The following is an 18,149-nucleotide window of genomic DNA, read 5'->3' on the forward strand; positions in this document are numbered from 1 at the left end:
CCACCTCCCGTGACGCCGCTTGCCGAGCCGCGTGGCCCGTCCAATCTGACGCTGCGCATCATCGTCGGGATCGCGCTGGTCGCGGTCGCATTGACCGGCGTTGTATTGGGCGGGATCGCATTCTGGCTACTTTGCGTGGTGCTCGGCATCGTCATGATGGGGGAATGGGCGGGACTGCAGTCCGCGCCGAACGAGACCAAGCGGCTTGCGCAATATGCGTTGTCGGTGCCGCTTGCGATTATGGCCCCCGTAATTGGTGCGGGAGCGGGGTTTCTCACGCTCGGCTTGCTAATCGGCGCGGGCTTCTTCGTGGTGATCGTGACCGGGCGGCGCGGGCTGGCGCAGGGCATCTTCTATGTCGGGCTGCCGATCATGGCCTTGCTGGTGATCCGGCGGCAAGATGAGGGTATTCTCTTTACGCTGTGGGCGCTGGCGTTGGTGTGGGCATGCGACATCGGTGCCTATGCGGCGGGTCGCGTTATAGGCGGGGCGAAGATTGCGCCGGCCATCAGCCCGAACAAGACCTGGGCCGGGCTGGGCGGTGGCGTTTTGGCGGCGGGCCTGTTCGCCGCGTTCCTGCATTATCGCTATGGCTTGCCGGTGCGCATGACGCTGGCGACGCCGGTGCTGGCAGTGTTGGCGCAGGCCGGGGACTTTTACGAAAGCTGGCTGAAGCGGCGGGCAGGGGTGAAGGATAGCGGCTCGCTGCTGCCCGGGCATGGCGGGGTGTTGGACCGCCTTGACGGGCTGGTGCCGGTCGCGCCGGTCGCTGCGTTGCTGGTGCTGTTACCGAAGGTATATTGGTGGTGAAGACGATAACGATCCTTGGGGCAACGGGCTCGATCGGCACCTCGACGCTCGACCTGGTCGAGCGCGAGCCGGACCGGTTCGAGGTTCTGGCGCTGACCGCCAATCGCGATGTTGCGGGACTGGCGGCGGCGGCGATCCGCACGCGCGCGAAGCTGGCCGTGGTGGCGGACGAGGCTTGCCTGCCCGATCTGCGGGCGGCGCTGGCAGGCACCAACATCGGCACTGCGGGCGGACGCTCGGCTGTGGTCGAGGCGGCCAGCCTTGGGGCCGATATCACGATGGGCGCGATCGTCGGCTGTATCGGGCTGGAGCCGGTGATGGCGGCGATTGCGGGCGGCAAGACCGTGATCCTCGCCAATAAGGAACCGTTGGTCTCGGCGGGCGATGTCGTGCTGGCGGCGGCGGCCCGGCATGGCGCGACCTTGCTGCCAGCCGATTCCGAGCACAACGCGATCTTCCAATGCTTCGATGCCGCACGGCCCGAGCGCGTGCGCCGCATCATCCTGACCTGTAGCGGCGGTCCGTTCCGTACCTGGACGACCGAGGCGATGCGCACCGTCACCCCCGAACAGGCGGTCGCGCATCCGAACTGGTCGATGGGCGCGAAGATTTCGATCGATTCGGCCACCTTGTTCAACAAGGGGCTGGAGTTGATCGAGGCGGCGCGGTTGTTCCCGGTGCCGCATGATTCAATCGAAATCGTCATTCATCCGCAATCGGTGATCCATTCGCTGGTCGATTATGTCGATGGCTCGGTGCTGGCGCAGATGGGTCCGCCCGACATGCGCACGCCGATCGCGCACTGCCTCGCCTGGCCCGATCGCATGGCGACGCCGATGGCTCCGCTCGATCTCGTTGCAATCGGGCGGCTCGATTTCGAGGCGCCCGATGCTGAGCGTTTCCCCGCGATCCGGCTGACGCGGGCGGCACTCGACGCAGGGGGCGCACGCCCCGCGATCCTGAATGCGGCGAACGAGGTGGCGGTCGCGGCCTTTCTCGACCGGGAGATCGGCTTCCTCGAAATTGCCGCAATCGTCGAAGATACCCTGTCGGCATATGATCCGGCCGCACCGGAAAGCGTGGATGATGTTCTGGCGGTCGATGCCGAAGCGCGCAGCATGGCGCGCAGGCAGATTGCGGTTCGTGGCGGGGCGTTAAGAGGGACGAATGTGAAGGATATCGTCGCTTGAGCCATTCTCCCGGACTGCTGGTCACCCTTGTCGGCTTTGCGCTGGTGATCGGCCCGCTCGTCTTCCTGCATGAGATGGGGCATTATCTGGCTGGGCGGGTGTTCGGCGTGAAGATCGATGCCTTTTCGATCGGTTTCGGGCGCGAGCTGTTCGGCTGGACCGACCGACGCGGGACTCGCTGGAAGTTCAGCGTGCTGCCGCTCGGCGGCTATGTGAAGTTTGCGGGCGATCTCAACGCCGCCAGCACGCCCGACCCGGCATGGCTGGAATTGCCTGCCGAGGAGCGCGCACGCACGTTGCAAGGGCGTCCGGTGTGGCAGCGCGCGATCGTCGTGGCAGCGGGACCGATCACCAATTTCGTTGTCGCGGTTGTGATTCTGGCGGCGTTCGCGATGGCCTATGGTGTCGATCGTACCCCCTCCATCGTCGGCGGCGTCAGCCCCGGCAGCACGGCGGCAGCGATCGGCTTGCAGACCGGTGATCGAATCACCGCGATCGATGGGCGCGCGATCAACACTTTCGAAGATGTCTACGAATTCGCGGTGTTACGGCCCGGTTACCCGGTGGTGGTCGAATATGAGCACGCGGGAAGCCGGATTCGGCGCGTTGGCGTCCTGGGTACCGCCGTGCAGCGCGACAGTTTTGGCAACACCTTCAAAAAAGGGCTGCTCGGCATATCGCCGACCACCCCGGTGCCGCATCGGGTGGGCCTGTTCGAAGCACCGGTGGTCGCGTCGAAATGACCGGCAGAATCCTGCGGTCCACGGTCGAAGGATTGGGCCAAATCCTTAGCGGGCGCCGCTCAACCGACGAACTTGGAGGGCCGCTCCGCATCGCCAAAGTGTCGGGCGAGCAATTCTCGCTGGGCTGGCCGGTGTTGATCTATTTCATCGCCGGTGTGTCGATTAATCTGGGATTCATCAACCTCTTGCCAGTCCCTCTGTTGGACGGCGGCCATTTGTTTTTCTACGCAATCGAGGCGATCCGGCGCAGGCCGGTCGCGCCGAATGTGCAGGAATGGGCGTTTCGTGCAGGATTGGCGGCGATTCTCGCCTTGATGGTGATGGTAACGTTTAACGATCTCGGCGCTTTCGGCCTGTGGAAGGCCCTGACCGGCTCTTGATCGGTTGACGCAGGTGAGGCAGGGCGGGCCGACGAGTTTTCGGCCACGCGGAATTTTCTCCGATTTGGGGTGGGATGTGACAGCAATCAAGGTTTCCAAATACGGCGCACGGGCCACCGCCGTGTTGCTCGCAGGCACGATGCTCACCGGCGTGCCGACCGTTGCGGTCGCGCAGACGACGGGCCAACCCGCGGCGACACCGCAGCCGGCACCGGCACCTGCACCAGCGCAGGTCGTCGCACCGGTCACCCGCACGATCAAGGCGATCCGGGTCGAAGGTTCGCAGCGTCTCGAACCCGAGACGGTGCTGTCTTACACCAAGCTGCGCACCGGTCAGGTCTTCACCAACGAGACGCTCGATCAGGCGATCAAGGATCTCTACGCCAGCGACCTGTTCGCCGATGTGACGATCGGCGGTGCCGAGACCGGCGACATCGTGCTGCGCGTGCGCGAAAACCCGATCATCAACCGCGTCATCTTCGAGGGCAATAAGCGGCTGAAGGAAGACAAGATCAAGAAGGAGGTGAAACTCGCCCCCCGCCAGATCTTCACCCGCACCGCCGTGCGTCAGGACGTGGCGCGCATCATCGAACTGTATCGCCGCCAGGGGCGCTTTGCCGCAGTCGTCGATCCCAAGATGGTGTCGCTCGACCAGAACCGCGTCGATGTCATCTTCGAGGTGACCGAGGGGCCGAAGTCGAAGGTCCGCCAGATCAACATCCTCGGCAACGAAGTGTTTTCCGACAGCAAGCTGCGCGAGCAGATGGCGACCAAGCAAGCGCGCCTGACGACGCTGCTCAGCTCGAACACCAGCTATGACCAGGATCGCCTGGCCTATGACCAGCAGAAGCTGCGCCAATTCTATCTGACCGAAGGCTATGCCGACTTCCGCGTCACTTCCGCCGTTGCCGAGCTGACCCCGGACAAGAAGGACTTCATCATCACTTATGTGGTGGAAGAGGGGAAGCGCTACAAATTCGGGGACGTGACCGTCGACAGCGACATTCGCGATTTCGACAACAAGCGGCTCGCGGCAAACCTCGGGATCAAGAAGGGCGACTGGTACAACGCCAAGAAGGTCGAGACCTCGGTCGATTCGCTTAGCGAGGCGGCGGGCCTGTTCGGTTACGCTTTCACCGAAGTGAATCCGGACTTCCAGCGTGACAAGGACACGCTGACGATGGGGATCAATTTCCACATCGCCGAAGCCAAGCGCACCTATGTCGAGCGCGTCGAAATCAACGGCAACACGCAGACTCAGGACAAGATCATCCGTCGTGAAATCCGCCTGTCGGAAGGCGACGCGTTCAACAGCTTCCAGGTCAAGCGTTCGCAGGACCGCATCAACTCGCTCGGTTTTTTCCAGGACAAGTTCGAGATCAAGCAGACGCAGGGGGCGGCCCCCGACCGTGTGGTTTTGACGGCCGATGTCGAAGAGAAATCCACGGGCGAATTGTCGCTGTCGGCAGGCTATTCCAGCCTTGAACAGTTCATCATTCAGGCGTCGATCAAACAACGCAATTTCCGCGGCAAGGGCCAGGAGTTGCGCGCCAGCGTCAATTATTCGACCTATTCCAAGTCGGTCGAGCTAGGCTTTACCGAGCCCTATCTGTTCAACAAGAATATCGCGATCGGCGGCGACATTTTCCGGCGCGATTACAACGCCTTCAACTATCTCGGCAATACGCGGCAGACCACCTACACGCAGGTGTCGACTGGCTTCCAGGTCCGTGCCGGTGTTCCGTTGACCGAATATTGGCAGCTCGCCGGGCGTTATGGCCTAAGCTATGACGAAGTCGGCCTCGACAAGAGCACCTATTTCAGCGACTCGAATAACGACGGCATTCGCGGCAATTCTCCGGGGGACACCTGCGAGCCGCTGCTTGCCGGCCGATATTTGTGCGACGCGATCGGTAATCGCTGGACGTCGTCGATCGGCTATTCGCTGGTGTTCGACAGCCTCAACAGCCGACTGCGCCCGACTGCCGGCCAGCGCTTCATCTTCAGCCAGGATTTCGCAGGGCTTGGCGGCGATGTGAAATATATTCGCTCGAAGATTGAAGGATCGAAATTCTTCAACATTGGTGCGGGGTTCATCGGGTCGCTCAATGCCGAGGGTGGTTACATCCATTCGCTGGAGAAGAGCCGTGGCGTTGGGATCGACAATGTCCGCATTACCGATCGCTTCTACCTGGGCGAGCCGGACTTCCGTGGCTTCGACATTCGCGGCGTTGGGCCGCGCGTCCAGCGCATCGGCTATACGACCGATGCGTCCGGCAACCAGACGCTGGTGACCGACCGTACCCAATTCGTCGACGACGCATTGGGTGGCCGGGCTTATTATCTCGGCAAATTCGAAATCGAGATTCCGCTCGGCGCGGGCGCGCGTGAGCTTGGGCTGCGGCCGTCCATCTATGTGCAGGCCGGTGCGTTGTTCGGCATCACATCGCCGGTTTTGTCGGGCAGCCAGTTTCCGACAACAGTGGACCCGGTCACGGGGCGGGTAACGTACCAGCCGTTGATCTCGCCGGTCTATGCGACCAACGGCCAGCCTTATTACACAGTGCCGGCGACCGATGCGACCAATCCCGGGGCAACCACGACGTGTCAGACCGGCTATTCTGCGACGATCGGCGGCACGTGCGTCGGCACATCGACCAATACGCCCTACACGACCACACAGGCTCCGTTCAAAGAAGTCTTCGGCGGCAACTCGGCGCGTCCGCGCATCTCGGTTGGCGCGGGCGTCAACTGGAACTCGCCGTTCGGGCCGCTGCGCATCGATCTTGCTTACGCTGTCCTCAAGGACAAGAGCGACGACTCCAAACTCATTACTTTCAACGTAGGGACACAGTTCTGATGAAAATGTATCAAAAGCTCATGCTCGGCTGCGCGCTGATCGCGCCGACGCTCGTTGCGGCGGGCTCTGCACAGGCGCAGGTTTCTGGCGTAGCGATCGCCGATCCGGAAACCGTGATCCTCACCGCCAAGGCACTCGATGCCGCCAACACCTCGATCGCGACGACCTACAAGGCACAGCTCGACCAGGCCAATGCTCGCCAGCAGGCTTTGCAGACCGAGTTGAACACGCTGTACGCGCCGCTTGACCTCAACAAGGACAAGAAGCTCGACGACGCTGAAATCGCCGCCGCCGAAGCCGCGAAGAACCCGGCACTGGCCAAGATCGAAGCGGCGCAGAAATCGGCCCAGACCGATCTCGCCCGCCTGCGCGGCCCGGCGATCCTCGCGCAGGCCTACGCGATCGAGCAGATCTCGCAGAAATATTCGGCTGCGATGAACGCGGTCGTGACCGCCAAGAAGATCAGCCTGTTGCTGTCGGCTAACACGGTGCAGTTCAGCACGCCCGCCGTCGACGTGACCGACGACATCAAGGCTGAACTCGACCGTACCAACCCGTCGGTTCCGATCACGCCGCCGGCCGGGTGGCAGCCGAGCCAGCAGACCCAGCAGCTCCTCCAGCAATATTTGCAACAGCAGCAATATGCCGCCGCGATCCAGGCACGCCGCGCTGCGGCCGCCGCGCCGGCACCGACCGGCAAGGCACCGCAGGGCCGCTGAGCGACACGATGGCGGATGCAGACGAAACAGGGCGGGGCGCAATCGGCCCGCTCGACATTGGGCGAGTGATGGCGGCATTGCCGCATCGCTACCCGATGCTGTTGGTCGACCGTGTCGAGGATCTTATCCTCGACCGGTCGATCACCGCGATCAAGGCGGTGACGATCAACGAGCAGTTCTTCCAGGGGCATTTCCCAGGACGACCGATCATGCCCGGCGTGCTGATCGTCGAGGCGATGGCGCAGGCTGCGGGGATTCTCGCGGTCGAGTCGCTGGGGCTCGCGGGCTCGGGCAAGCTCGTCTATTTCATGGCGATCGACGGGGCGAAGTTCCGCAAGCCGGTCGAACCCGGGGTGCTGCTCAAGCTCGAGGTCGAATTCGTCCAGAAGCGTTCCAGCGTGTGCAAATTCGCCGGACGCGCGACGATCGACGGGCAATTGGCGGCCGAGGCGAACTTCACCGCGATGATCGCCGACCCGCCCAAGGCATAACGGCCGCACAAGACGCATTGCTACACGGCGCGGGCTCTGATAGGGCCCGCGCCTTCGCTGCTGGTCGGTAACCAGCGGCCTTTCGGAGATTTACGACGTGAAAAAAGGCATTCACCCCGATTATCACACCATCACGGTGCAGATGACCGACGGCACGCAGTTCCAGACCCGCACGACCTGGGGCAAGGAAGGCGATCTGATGACGCTCGACATAGATCCGCTCGCGCATCCGGCCTGGACCGGTGGTCGCGGCACGATGCTCGATTCGGGCGGCCAGGTTGCGCGCTTCAACAAGCGTTTCGGCGCGATGTCGTCGATCGGCAAGAAGTAAGCTTCTTCGCGTCGTTAACGACGCATTAGCGATAGTCGCCTACTCTTCCCTCCTCGCGGTTTTCGCGGGGAGGGACGTTAAATGATTGCCGCCGAATTCGAACCTGTCGTCCAGACCGATCGCCGCCGCAGTCCGCGTGCGCCGATCTCGCTTGACGCAAAGCTGGGTCGTGGCGGATTCGATCGCGCGCTGTGCAAGGTGACCAACGTGTCGCTGCATGGTGCCAAATTGCACACATATTCCCCGATGAAAAAGGGTGCCAGGATCTGGCTGACCTTGCCGCGTATCGGGCAAGTCATCGCCACGATCGTGTGGGCCGATGATTTCGAAGCCGGTTGCCAGTTCCAGGAACCGCTCGACGACACCACTTTTGCAGCATTGACCGGCGCGAACGTCGAATTTGTCTGAGCAGCTCACGGCTGGGCGGTGCCGCGTTGCGCGGGTGTCCCGCATTTAGACGCCGCTAACCAAAAGAAGCACTGGTCGAAATCGTAAACGCGGCGTTAACCTGTTGCCATGCAACGGACCCTCTCGCTCGCCGCGCCCAGCGCCCGTCACCCGTTCCGCCGCTCCGTCGTAACCGGGCGGGTAGAGCGCGCGCGGGTCCGCGATGAGGGCGACATCAGACTGTTCGCGCTCAGCTTCACAGCCTTCTTCGTGTGCTTCTACACGTTCATTTTCTGAAGCGGCGAGTCGCCGCCGTTTGAGCTGGGTCGTCAGTCGCAGGCGAGGTGCAGCTTTTGCGCCAGCCACGCCGATACAGGACACATCGCCGCCACGATCAGCAGCATGTTTTCGGGCGATAGCCCGGCGACCGCCAGTCCCTGCACCGCCACCGCACCGATGGTCATCGCGCCGGCATTGACGACATTGTTGGCGGCGACGGTGCGGGCGGTTTGATCCTTGGTCACCGTGGTGGTGAGGAAGGCGTAAAGCGGAACGACGAACATGCCGCCGGTCACCGCAATTCCCATCAGTGCCACAATCACCAGCACAGCGCGGGGGAATCTCGATAAAGGTCATCACGTCGTACAGCGTGCCGTGCGGTGCGGCGGGCCAGTCGCGGCAGAGGAACGAGAAAGCGACGATAAACGCGCCCATCGCCAGCACCGAGGCAGGGGCATATTTCGCCGAGGTGTGGCCTTTCAGCAGCGCGTTGATCAGCACCGATCCGACCGCGACACCAATCGAAAACAGCGCGATCATCAGCGTCAGGACATGTTTGTCGGCCGTCAGCACATTCTTGGCGAGCGGCTGGAAGATGATGATGAGCACTGCCCCCATCGTCCAGAAGAAGCTGATCGCGCAGATAGCGAGGAACAGGCGGCGGATGTGCATCGTCGCGGAAATCAAGCGCCACGACGACGTGAAGGGATTGTAGCTCACCACCAGTTCGCGGCCTTCGCGCAGTGCGGGCGGGATTTGCAGCGATGCGATCCAGCCGACCGCTGCGACCACCAGTACCACGATCGCGGCATGCTGCACGGCGATGAACCCGCCGAGCACGGTGCCGATCAGGATCGCGAGATAGGTGCCCGATTCGACCAGACCAGTGCCGCCCAGCACTTCATCCTCATGCAGATGCTGCGGCAGAATCGCGTATTTGATCGGACCGAAAAACGCCGAGTGCACGCCGAGGAACAGCACTGCGGCCAGCATCAGTACCAGCCCGGCGGTGGTATACCCCGCCCAGGCGATCATCAGTCCGCTCGCCCCGACGATCATGATGCCGATCTCGGCGGTCTTCACCACCCGGATAATCTTGGCCTTGTCGTGCGTGTCAGCCAATTGCCCCGCAAGCGCGGACAGCAAGAAAAACGGCAGGATACCAAGCGCGGTCGCGAATGCCGTGAAATTCTGCTCAAGCCGTTGGTCGGCGAAAATCCGGTAAATGGCGAATTGAACCATCACCGTCTTGAACAGATTGTCGTTGAACGCCCCAAGGAACTGCGTGACGAACAAGGGCAGAAATCGGCGCTCTTTCAGCAAGCCGAGCGCGTTGAGCATGATGTGTTTCGAGGCCTCGATATCGCGAAATAAGGACCGCCCATAGCCCAGCCGGGCTAGCGCCAGCAACCCGCTTGTCATGTTGGGGTTTCGCGCGCGGGATCGGGCGAGTAGAGCGGGTGTGTGCTGACCTTACCCAACTTGCTCACCCTGTCGCGGATCGTCGCGGTGCCGCTGCTTGCCTGGTTCCTGTGGTGGCCGGGCTGGGCGGAGGGCTATGCAGCGGGATTCGTGCTGTATTGCCTGATGGGCATCACCGATTATTTCGACGGGTATCTCGCGCGGGCCAACGGAACGGTGTCGAAGCTCGGCGTGTTCCTTGACCCGATCGCCGACAAGATCATGGTCGCGGCCGTCATCCTGCTGCTGGTGGGCACCCGCGATGGCAATCCGGCGGTTATCCAGGGCGTGCATCAGATCGCCGCGCTGATCATCCTGCTGCGGGAAATCACGGTGTCGGGCCTACGCGAGTTCCTCGCGCAATTGCAGGTGTCGGTGCCGGTGTCGCGGCTCGCCAAATGGAAAACCACCCTGCAGATGGTGTCGCTGGGAGCGTTGATTCTGGGTGGCGCGGTGCCGCTCTACCCGTGGGTGGCGCACGTCGGCCTGGTTACCCTGTGGGGCGCAGCGGTGCTGACGGTGATCACCGGTTGGGACTATCTGCGCGTCGGCCTGAAGCATATGGACTGAACTGTGGCGATCGAGATGCTCTATTTCGCGTGGGTACGCGAACGGATTGGACGTGGCGGCGAGATGGTTGACCCGCCAGGCGACGTCGTGACGGTCGCCGATCTGATCGGCTGGCTGGCGAACGGGAGCGCGGTGCACGGCGCGGCCTTCGCGACCCGGCGCGCTTGCGCGCCGCGGTCGATCAGGTGTTCGTGCCGCTGGACGCGGTGCTGGGGTCGGCGCGTGAAGTTGCTATTTTCCCACCGGTGACCGGCGGATGATCGTCGTCGATCCTGCCCGCATCGACGCCGCCGAGCAATTCGCAGCCTTGTCTGCCGCCGGGGCAGGGGGCATCGCCACCTTCGTGGGCCTCGTCCGCGCCGATGACGGCGTCGCGACGCTGGAACTCGAACATTATCCCGGGGCGACCGAGGCGGCCCTGCAGAGGCTGGTGGACGAAGCGCGTGAGCGTTGGGCGCTGATCGATGCGCGGATCACGCACCGGGTCGGTGCGATGGCACCGGGGGATGTGGTGGTGTTTGTCGGCACAGCGGCACCGCACCGCGCGCCCGCGCTGGAGGCTTGCGCCTTTCTGATCGATCGCTTGAAGACCGACGCGCCCTTTTGGAAAAAGGAAACACGCGGCGACGAGACCCGTTGGGTAGAACCACGCGGCAGCGACGATGCCGCCGCCGCGCGGTGGACGCTTTAGCCGAGCTTGGGCGACAGTACGCCGTTGACGACATGCACGACGCCGTTCGACTGGGCGACGTCGGGGGGTTTCGATGTAGCTCTTATTGCCGTTGACGTCGGTCAGCTGCACGCCGCCACCGATCAGCTCGATCGTCAGCGGTTCGCCTTCGACAGTGGTCAATACCGCCTTGCCACCACCAGCGGTGACCTTCGCCTGGATGTCGGTCAGCGTCAGCGTACCCGGCACGACGTGATAGGTCAGCACCTTGGCCAGCGTGGCCTTGTTCTCAGGCTTCAGCAGCGTGTCGACCGTGCCCGGCGCGAGGCGGCTGAAGGCATCGTTCGTCGGCGCGAAGACGGTGAAGGGGCCGGGGCCCGCCAGGGTCGTGGCAAGGCCTGCAGCCTTCACTGCGGACACCAGCGTGGTGAGGTTGGGGGCAGCGGCCGCGTTCGTAGCGATCGGCTTGGTCGCATCCATTACGGCCCCGCCGACCGTCGGGTTCGCGCGGGGGCTGCTGCCGGGGCTGCGGGCGCTGCCGGAGCCGCTGGCGCGGTCTGTGCGGTGGCGGCAGCACCGAAGGCGAGTGCGCCAGCAACGGTTGCCAGATACAGGTTGGTCTTGAACGTCATCAGTTTCTCCACTGGATCAGGGAGCCTCTGTTACAGGAGGCTCCCCCAAACTACGGTCGAGCGGCCGAATAGTTTCGTCAAGCCGGTTCCGCCAACGCCGTCGCCAGCAATTGAAAGTCTTTCTCCCGCGGCGAACCGCGTCGCCAGACCAGTGCGATTTTTCGCGCCGGATTGGCGGCATCGAGCGGGCGCGAGACCAAACCGGTATGATCGAGGATGCCGGCCTTCAGCGCCATTTCGGGCAACATCGTGAGCCCCAGCCCATTGTCGATCATCTGTACGATCGTGTGGAGCGACGTGCCCATCATCGTCGCCTCGGCTCGCAATTCCGGCCGGGCACAAGCGGATAACGCATGGTCCTTAAGGCAATGCCCGTCCTCGAGCAGCAACAGCCGTGTCTCGTCGATTTCCGCAGAGGGCATCGCACGCGCGATATTGCCCATCTCGCCCGGCTGGCCTGCCACGAACAAGCGATCCTCGAACAGCACCTGCGCGCTCACCTCGCCACACGCGAACGGGAGCGCCAGCAACACGCAATCGGCACGCCCGTGATGGAGGCCCTCACAGGCGGCACCGCTGGGTTCCTCGCGCAGGAAGAGTTTGAGGTCGGGATAGTCGCGCCGCAACCGCGGCAGGATGCGCGGAAGCATGAACGGCGCGATCGTCGGGATCACGCTCATCCGCATCTCCCCCGATAAGGGGCGTCCGGCAGCGCGCGCCATGTCGCCCAGTTCATCGGCTTCGCGCAGCACGCGGCGCGCTTTGTCGGCGATGCGGTCGCCCAGCGGGGTGAAGCGCACGACGCGGCGGGTGCGCTCGACCAGGGTCACCCCGATCAGGGTTTCGAGTTCGCGGATCCCCGCCGACAAGGTCGACTGTGTCACGAAACACGCCTCGGCGGCACGCCCGAAATGCCCGTGATCCTGCAGGGCAGCGAGATATTGCAACTGTTTCAGGGTCGGCAAATAGGTCGCCATTTATCGCTCCACTCGATCAGAAGCGTGTAAATAACCCATTGGATCGATAAAAACAGGCCCTATATGAGCCTGTGCAACAGACGGTGCAGAAGCGCTGCGGTGGAGGATGCCAGAAGAGGCCCCATTTTTAGGAGGCCCAGAATATGTTGACCATTGGCGATAAGCTCCCCGATTTCACGGTTCCCGTTCAGCAGGGCGTCAACGCGCTTCCCGCCGGTGAAACGCTCAGCCAGGACGCGTTCCCAGGCAAGTGAAGGTGCTGTTCTACTGGCCAAAGGATTTCACCTTCGTCTGCCCGACCGAAATCGTCGGTTATGCGGGCCTGAAGGGCGATTTCGAAGATCGTGACGCGGTGCTGATCGGTGCGTCGACCGATACCGCGCACGTTCACCTCGCCTGGCGCAAGTCCGACCCCGATCTGGCCGCGGCGGATTTCCCCTGGCTGGCGGATAACGGTGGCGTGCTGGCGTCGCAGCTCGGCATTCTCGACAAGAACGAGCATGTCGCGTTCCGCGCGACCTTCATCATCGATCCCGACAACGTCATCCAGGCGGTGCAGGTCAACGGCCTGAACGTCGGTCGCAACCCGGCGGAAACGCTGCGCGTGCTCGACGCACTGCAGACCGACGAGCTGTGCCCGTGCAACTGGAACAAGGGCGACGACGTCCTGAAGATCGCGGCGTAAGTCGGTAAAATTCCCCTCCCGCTCTGCGGGAGGGGCTAGGGGAGGGGCGTACCGTAGGTCGAGCGCCCCTTTTCTATGTCAGGCCCTCCCCCAACCCCTCCCGCAAGCGGGAGGGGAGCGAGAAAGAAACATCATGTCACTTAAGGATTTCGCCGGGACGCTCCCGGATTTCGCCAAGGATATTCGTCTCAACGTCGGCTCGCTGCTCAACGAGGCGCATTTGCCTGACCAGCAAAAATATGGCCTGTTCCTGTCCTGCGCGCACGCCACCGGCTATAAGCCGCTGGTCGACGTGACCGAGGCCGAGGTTGCCGCGAAGCTGACCCCGGAAGCGGCGAATGCGGCGCGCGCGGCGGCGGCGGTGATGGCGATGAACAACGTCTATTATCGCTTCACCCATCTCGCCGGGAATGCCGAATATCAGACGATGCCGGCCAAGCTGCGCATGAATGTGATCGGTGCGCCGGGCATCGACAAGGTCGATTTCGAGCTGTTCAGCCTTGCCGTGAGCGCGATGAACGGCTGCGGCATGTGCATCGACAGCCATGAGCAAGTGCTCAAGAAGGCCGGTGCCACCGCCGAAGCGATCCAGACCGCGGTGCGGATCGGTGCGGTGATGAAAGCGGTTGCGACGGTCCACGCCGCCGTCAATTAAACGTCGTTCAGGCGAGCGCCGCCCAAACCGAGTAGGCGCTCGTCGCGGTCAGCAGCGTGCCGATCAGCCCCATCAGCGGGCGCGTCGGCACGCGCTTGGCGATGACAGCACCAAAGGGGGCCGCCAGCAACCCGCCGATCAGCAGGCCCAGCGTCTGAAGCGTGAACGCCTTCCACCCCATCGTGGTGATGAAGGTTATCGAGATCGTCGAGGTCAGGAAAAATTCCGAGGTGTTGACGGTGCCGATGGTGGTGCGCGGCGGCGCCCCCTGCACCAGCAAATTGGAGGTCACCACTGGACCCCAGCCACCCCCGCCCGCCGCATCGAGAAAGCCGCCGGCAAAGCCGAGCGGTTCAATGATCTTGGGTTCGCGCGGGTGGACCTTGCCGCGATAGGCGCGAAACAGCAGGTACAACCCGATTGCCGCGAGATAGGCCATCACGAACGGTCGCGCGACCGATGCATCGATGGTGCTCAGCACATAGGCACCCAGAATGCCGCCAAGCACGCCTGGGATCACCAGTCGGCGGAACAGCCGCCAATCGACATTGCGATGCAGAATGTGGCTTACGCCCGATGCGGCGGTGGTGAACGTTTCGACCGCATGGACGCTGGCCGAAGCGAGGGCAGGGGGCACGCCCAGAAACACCACCAGCAAGGTGTTGTTGATGATGCCGAAAGCCATTCCGAGCGCACCATCGATCATCTGTGCGGCAAAACCGACCAGAATGAAGGGCAGCATCACGGCTAGGATCGCCGTGAAATCCCATGAGGAGAGATCGAACATCGGCGAACTTTCGCGGAATTTCCCAAATCCCACAAGGTAGATAGGGATTTATGCGGCGTGGTCGGCGGTGAACTGGTCCTTTTATTCGCTCGACTGAGCGCCTAGATAATCTCCCATAATAAGGGGACACCGCCACGATGGGACGATTGCTCGCCTATCTCGATTCAATTAAGGCGCGCGATCCGGCCCCCCGGTCGCGGCTTGAGATTCTCACATATCCGGGTGTGTGGGCGCTCGCGTACCACCGGATCGCGCATCGTCTTTTCAAGGCGCGGCTGTTCTTTCTGGCGCGTGCGGTGAACCATTTTTCGCGTTTTCTGACCGCGATCGACATTCATCCCGGCGCGACGATCGGGCGCAATTTCTTTATCGACCATGGCTTCGTGGTGATTGGGGAAACCGCCGAGATCGGAGACAACGTCACCATCTATCAGTGCGTCACGCTCGGCGGCACGAGCCCAGACAATGGCGTCGCGGGCAAGCGTCATCCGACCCTTTGTGACAATGTCATCATTGGCTCCGGCGCACAGGTGCTGGGGCCGATCACGCTGGGCAAGGGCTCTCGCGTCGGTGCCAATGCGGTGGTGACCAAGGATGTCGTCGAAGGCGCGGTGATGGTCGGTATCCCGGCGCGCGCGACGATGGTGGAGGGGGGGCAGAAGCGACCGGCTTCCTCGCTTATGGCACGCCGTGCAGCGATATGTTCGATCCGGCGACGCAGCGCGTGGAGTTGCTGCGGTGTGAGCTGGAGACGATGCGCAAGCGGCTCGACGCATTGCTGGCGGAAAACCATCAGGAGCGTGACCGCGCCTGATGGGGACGGTTACGCCCTTTCCCAGCCCGCGCGGCGTTCCGACGCAGATCGGGTTCGAGCGGGTCGAACTGACGCGGATCCTCGATTTGTACGGACGGATGGTATCGGCTGGGCTGTGGCGCGACTATGCGATCGAGTTGGGCCATGACGCCGCGATCTTTGCCGCCTTTCGCCGTGCTGCCGAGCGCCCCGAATTCCGCATCGAAAAGCGCCCGGCCTTGCGCAACCGGCAAGGCATGTGGGCGCTGGTCAATGAAGCGGGCCTCGTTTTGAAGCGTGGGCACGAATTGGGCCCGGTGCTGGCCCCCGTCGAACGACGGTTGATGAAGGTGGTGGACTGACGACAAACCCCGCTCGCGGCCGAGCGGGGTTTGGAGCGGGGTCAGGCGGCGACCATCGTGCCGACCGGGGGCAAACGCTCGCCCAAATGGCCGAGCGTGCCGATCACTATCCGCCGCATCGTTGGCCAGAATGCCGACAGCGTCAGCAATGCCGAGCCGATCGCGAGGCCGGTGAACGCCCAGGCAAGCTCGATTGCCCCTGCATTCTGGAACAACGCGTACATCGCGTAGAGGACGTAGACGAGGCTCGACACCAGTAGCGCACGCCGGTCGACCGCAAGGGCGACGAAGGCGAAGGCGAGATACAGCGCCAGCACGATCAGCGCAGTGCCGATGTCGATATTCGCGCCGAACACGCCGAGCATGTGAAAGATCGGATGCGCAATCATCGGTGCGGCGGCGAGGTGGAGCCAGAAGGCGACGTCGGCGCGGCGCGTACGCCGTTCGCGGTCGGACATGTCCCACCGCATGGCGAGCGTGAACACGGCGATGCCGCACACCAGCACCAGCGGATAGACGAGGTCTTGCATCGTCGGGAAGGCCGCGAAGGTCAGACCGACCACGACGCCGACGCCCGCTGCTGCCCCCGCCGCGACGGTGATCGGTACCATGAACCGTTGCCAATGCGCCCAGGCTGCCGCTGTGGCGATAAGCGCAATCCCCGCGCCGATCGCGGCGTTGACCTGATTGGAGAGGTCGGGATGGAGTTCGACCATTACGCCGATCAAGCTCGCCGCGACCCCACCGACAAAGGCGAGCAGCAGCAGGATGCTCGGCAACGCCATGCGGCGGACGCGCGTGAAATATTCGGCCAGCGCCCAGGCGGCGACCGCGACCAGCGCACCTGCCAGGGGCGTGGTGATCGACTTGCCGATCCACGCCACCGCGACCAGCACCAGCGCCAGCGCGATCGAGACGAAGATGTCGTTGAATCCGGTCAGCAGCCGGAAGTGCTCTTCGTCGACCGCTGGCACCGCGCTCCGCGCGGCGACGTGGTTGCGCAGCGCAGCGGCGGCGTCGCGCGAGATCGCGCCTGCCGTCACCGCGCCGTCGATATCGCTTTCGCTATACATGGTAATCCTCCTGTTGTCGGCAGGAGGATTACCATAAGTGTGTCACTGTAGCAATACAGCGTATCGCTAAGCCGATCAGCCGCCCTGCAGCTTCTTGAGGATGCTCATCGACTGTTCCGCGCCGTTCTGCGGGGTCAACTCACCGGTGCGATCGGTGATCTTCGCCCAGTGCGCCGCAATGCCCTCCGGCGACAGGTCGTCACCGGTCAGCAGCTTGCCTTGCGTCAGCGTGACATAGGCCGCCTGGAACACGCCCGCGCCAGCACCGACGATCATGTTGGTCGGCGCGTCTTCGGACACGAGATAGAGCGCGGCGGGGGCGACCTTCTCGGGCGCGAAAGCAGCGAACGCCTCGGCCGGGAACAGGTCCTCGGTCATGCGCGTGCCCGCGGTCGGCGCGATCGTGTTGACCTTGATGTTGTTCTTGGCCCCCTCGATCGCGAGCGTCTTGGTGAGCCCGGCAAGGCCGAGCTTGGCCGCGCCATAATTGGCCTGGCCGAAATTGCCGTACAGCCCGGTCGAGGATGCGGTCATCAGGATGCGGCCATAATTCTGCGCGCGCATCGTTTCCCACACTGCCTTGGTGCAGTTGGCCGATCCGTTCAGGTGGACGTCGATGACGAACTTGAAGTCGGCCGGCTCCATCTTGGCGAAGCTCTTGTCGCGCAGCACGCCGGCATTGTTGATCAGGATATGGACGCCGCCCCAGGCTTCCTTGGCCTTGGCGACCATCTCGACCATCTGCTCATATTCGGTGACGCTGCCGCCATTCGAGATCGCGTCGCCGCCGGCCGCCTTGATTTCCTCGACGACCTTCAGCGCTGCGTCGGAATGGCCGGTGCCATCGCGCGCGCCACCGAGGTCGTTGACCACGACCTTCGCACCGCGCCGCGCCAGTTCAAGCGCATAAGCACGGCCCAGACCACCGCCGGCACCGGTAACGATGGCGACCTTATCGTCGAAACGGATGGACATAGCAGGACTCCTCCAAGTGATTTGAGGCGCGTCCTAGGCGATTGCGCGCACGGTGCAAGCCACGATCGCCATACTGAACTTACGAAAAGGCCGACGTGCGGGTGCTCCGCACGTCGGCCGTAAGGGAAAAGGAGGCAGACCTTCTGCCTACCTTTCCGTCATTTCAAATTTAGCGTTTGGCCGCGGCGTGGAGTGCAGGCGCGCGCCGGCTGCGTTGGAGTGTTCGCGGCACCCGTCGGTGACTGTGCGCGAGCACCACGGATAGCTTTCGGGGGCGGCAGGTGCCGGGGCCGCAGCGGAAGGCGCTGGAGCGGGGTTC

Annotated in this window: 16 protein-coding genes and 6 pseudogenes; 16 read left to right on the forward strand and 6 right to left on the reverse strand. The window is 63.3% G+C overall.

Annotated elements, in window-relative coordinates; translation table 11 throughout:
* Positions 1-9 precede the first annotated feature (9 nt).
* The 9 genes and pseudogenes from NW75_RS07870 (at position 10) to NW75_RS28185 (ending at position 8,208) form a co-directional block, all read left to right on the forward strand.
* A complete protein-coding gene (locus tag NW75_RS07870; RefSeq protein WP_033964601.1) occupies positions 10-810 on the forward strand; it encodes a phosphatidate cytidylyltransferase in 801 nt (266 codons plus the stop codon).
* Positions 807-2,000, forward strand: coding sequence for a 1-deoxy-D-xylulose-5-phosphate reductoisomerase (locus NW75_RS07875; RefSeq protein ID WP_033964603.1), 1,194 nt, complete (start codon positions 807-809; stop codon positions 1,998-2,000). The genes NW75_RS07870 and NW75_RS07875 overlap by 4 nt, the downstream gene beginning before the upstream one ends.
* Positions 1,997-3,123: pseudogene (locus NW75_RS07880) on the forward strand (M50 family metallopeptidase). Before NW75_RS07875 ends, NW75_RS07880 begins: the two are co-directional and overlap by 4 nt.
* 76 nt (positions 3,124-3,199) lie before the next feature.
* On the forward strand, positions 3,200-5,983 hold the full coding sequence (bamA, locus tag NW75_RS07885) for an outer membrane protein assembly factor BamA (protein ID WP_033964604.1): 2,784 nt from the start codon (positions 3,200-3,202) through the stop codon (positions 5,981-5,983).
* On the forward strand, positions 5,983-6,702 hold the full coding sequence (locus tag NW75_RS07890) for an OmpH family outer membrane protein (protein WP_033964606.1): 720 nt from the start codon (positions 5,983-5,985) through the stop codon (positions 6,700-6,702). The genes bamA and NW75_RS07890 overlap by 1 nt, the downstream gene beginning before the upstream one ends.
* 8 nt (positions 6,703-6,710) lie before the next feature.
* Positions 6,711-7,193 (forward strand): 3-hydroxyacyl-ACP dehydratase FabZ, encoded by a 483-nt coding sequence (fabZ, locus tag NW75_RS07895; protein ID WP_033964608.1) that lies wholly within the window; start codon positions 6,711-6,713, stop codon positions 7,191-7,193.
* 97 nt (positions 7,194-7,290) lie between these two features.
* Positions 7,291-7,524 (forward strand): 50S ribosomal protein L31, encoded by a 234-nt coding sequence (gene rpmE / locus NW75_RS07900; RefSeq protein WP_033964609.1) that lies wholly within the window; start codon positions 7,291-7,293, stop codon positions 7,522-7,524.
* Positions 7,525-7,605: 81 nt separating this feature from the next.
* Entirely contained in the window at positions 7,606-7,932 is a 327-nt protein-coding gene (locus NW75_RS07905) for a PilZ domain-containing protein (RefSeq protein WP_033964610.1), read from the forward strand.
* A 108-nt stretch (positions 7,933-8,040) separates the two neighbouring features.
* A complete protein-coding gene (locus NW75_RS28185) occupies positions 8,041-8,208 on the forward strand; it encodes a hypothetical protein (RefSeq protein ID WP_156142994.1) in 168 nt (55 codons plus the stop codon).
* Between the two features lie 32 nt (positions 8,209-8,240).
* On the opposite strand, the pseudogene NW75_RS07910 reads toward NW75_RS28185, so the two are convergent.
* A pseudogene (locus NW75_RS07910) lies at positions 8,241-9,531 on the reverse strand (MFS transporter).
* A gap of 123 nt (positions 9,532-9,654) precedes the next feature.
* Here NW75_RS07910 and pgsA point away from each other — a divergent pair.
* The 3 genes and pseudogenes from pgsA to NW75_RS07925 all read left to right on the forward strand — a co-directional run bounded on the left by pgsA (position 9,655) and on the right by NW75_RS07925 (position 10,912).
* Positions 9,655-10,221, forward strand: coding sequence for a CDP-diacylglycerol--glycerol-3-phosphate 3-phosphatidyltransferase (pgsA, locus tag NW75_RS07915; protein ID WP_033964611.1), 567 nt, complete (start codon positions 9,655-9,657; stop codon positions 10,219-10,221).
* 3 nt (positions 10,222-10,224) lie between these two features.
* Positions 10,225-10,481 (forward strand): annotated as a pseudogene (locus NW75_RS07920) (MoaD/ThiS family protein).
* Positions 10,478-10,912 carry a molybdenum cofactor biosynthesis protein MoaE gene (locus NW75_RS07925; protein WP_033964613.1) on the forward strand — a complete coding sequence of 145 codons (435 nt, stop codon included), beginning with the start codon at positions 10,478-10,480 and terminating at the stop codon, positions 10,910-10,912. Before NW75_RS07920 ends, NW75_RS07925 begins: the two are co-directional and overlap by 4 nt.
* On the opposite strand, the pseudogene NW75_RS07930 reads toward NW75_RS07925, so the two are convergent.
* Positions 10,909-11,523 (reverse strand): annotated as a pseudogene (locus NW75_RS07930) (fasciclin domain-containing protein). The gene NW75_RS07925 and the pseudogene NW75_RS07930 overlap by 4 nt on opposite strands.
* A 77-nt stretch (positions 11,524-11,600) precedes the next feature.
* Positions 11,601-12,500: a hydrogen peroxide-inducible genes activator gene (locus NW75_RS07935; RefSeq protein WP_033964614.1), complete on the reverse strand. Its 900-nt coding sequence runs from the start codon at positions 12,498-12,500 to the stop codon at positions 11,601-11,603.
* A gap of 143 nt (positions 12,501-12,643) precedes the next feature.
* On the opposite strand from NW75_RS07935, the pseudogene NW75_RS07940 reads away from it, so the two are divergent.
* Positions 12,644-13,185: pseudogene (locus NW75_RS07940) on the forward strand (peroxiredoxin).
* 133 nt (positions 13,186-13,318) lie between these two features.
* Positions 13,319-13,840, forward strand: coding sequence for a carboxymuconolactone decarboxylase family protein (locus NW75_RS07945; RefSeq protein ID WP_033964615.1), 522 nt, complete (start codon positions 13,319-13,321; stop codon positions 13,838-13,840).
* A 7-nt stretch (positions 13,841-13,847) separates the two neighbouring features.
* On the opposite strand, the gene NW75_RS07950 is transcribed toward NW75_RS07945, so the two are convergent.
* Complete coding sequence (locus tag NW75_RS07950) at positions 13,848-14,627, reverse strand: sulfite exporter TauE/SafE family protein (RefSeq protein ID WP_033964616.1); 780 nt, start codon at positions 14,625-14,627, stop codon at positions 13,848-13,850.
* Between the two features lie 137 nt (positions 14,628-14,764).
* Between NW75_RS07950 and epsC the strand changes: the two are divergent.
* Both epsC and NW75_RS07960 read left to right on the forward strand, forming a co-directional pair.
* Positions 14,765-15,441 (forward strand): annotated as a pseudogene (gene epsC, locus NW75_RS07955) (serine O-acetyltransferase EpsC).
* Positions 15,441-15,782 (forward strand): DUF2794 domain-containing protein, encoded by a 342-nt coding sequence (locus NW75_RS07960; protein ID WP_033964617.1) that lies wholly within the window; start codon positions 15,441-15,443, stop codon positions 15,780-15,782. The pseudogene epsC and the gene NW75_RS07960 overlap by 1 nt, the downstream one beginning before the upstream one ends.
* 41 nt (positions 15,783-15,823) lie before the next feature.
* Here NW75_RS07960 and NW75_RS07965 read toward each other — a convergent pair whose 3' ends face one another.
* Both NW75_RS07965 and NW75_RS07970 read right to left on the reverse strand, forming a co-directional pair.
* The gene (locus NW75_RS07965; protein ID WP_033964619.1) at positions 15,824-16,855 is read right to left on the reverse strand and encodes a hypothetical protein; all 1,032 of its coding nucleotides are present in this window, start codon (positions 16,853-16,855) and stop codon (positions 15,824-15,826) included.
* A gap of 75 nt (positions 16,856-16,930) precedes the next feature.
* The gene (locus NW75_RS07970; RefSeq protein WP_033964620.1) at positions 16,931-17,830 is read right to left on the reverse strand and encodes an SDR family NAD(P)-dependent oxidoreductase; all 900 of its coding nucleotides are present in this window, start codon (positions 17,828-17,830) and stop codon (positions 16,931-16,933) included.
* Between the last annotated feature and the right edge of the window lie 319 nt (positions 17,831-18,149).

This window comes from Sphingomonas sp. Ant H11, from assembly GCF_000797515.1.
Lineage (GTDB): Bacteria > Pseudomonadota > Alphaproteobacteria > Sphingomonadales > Sphingomonadaceae > Sphingomonas.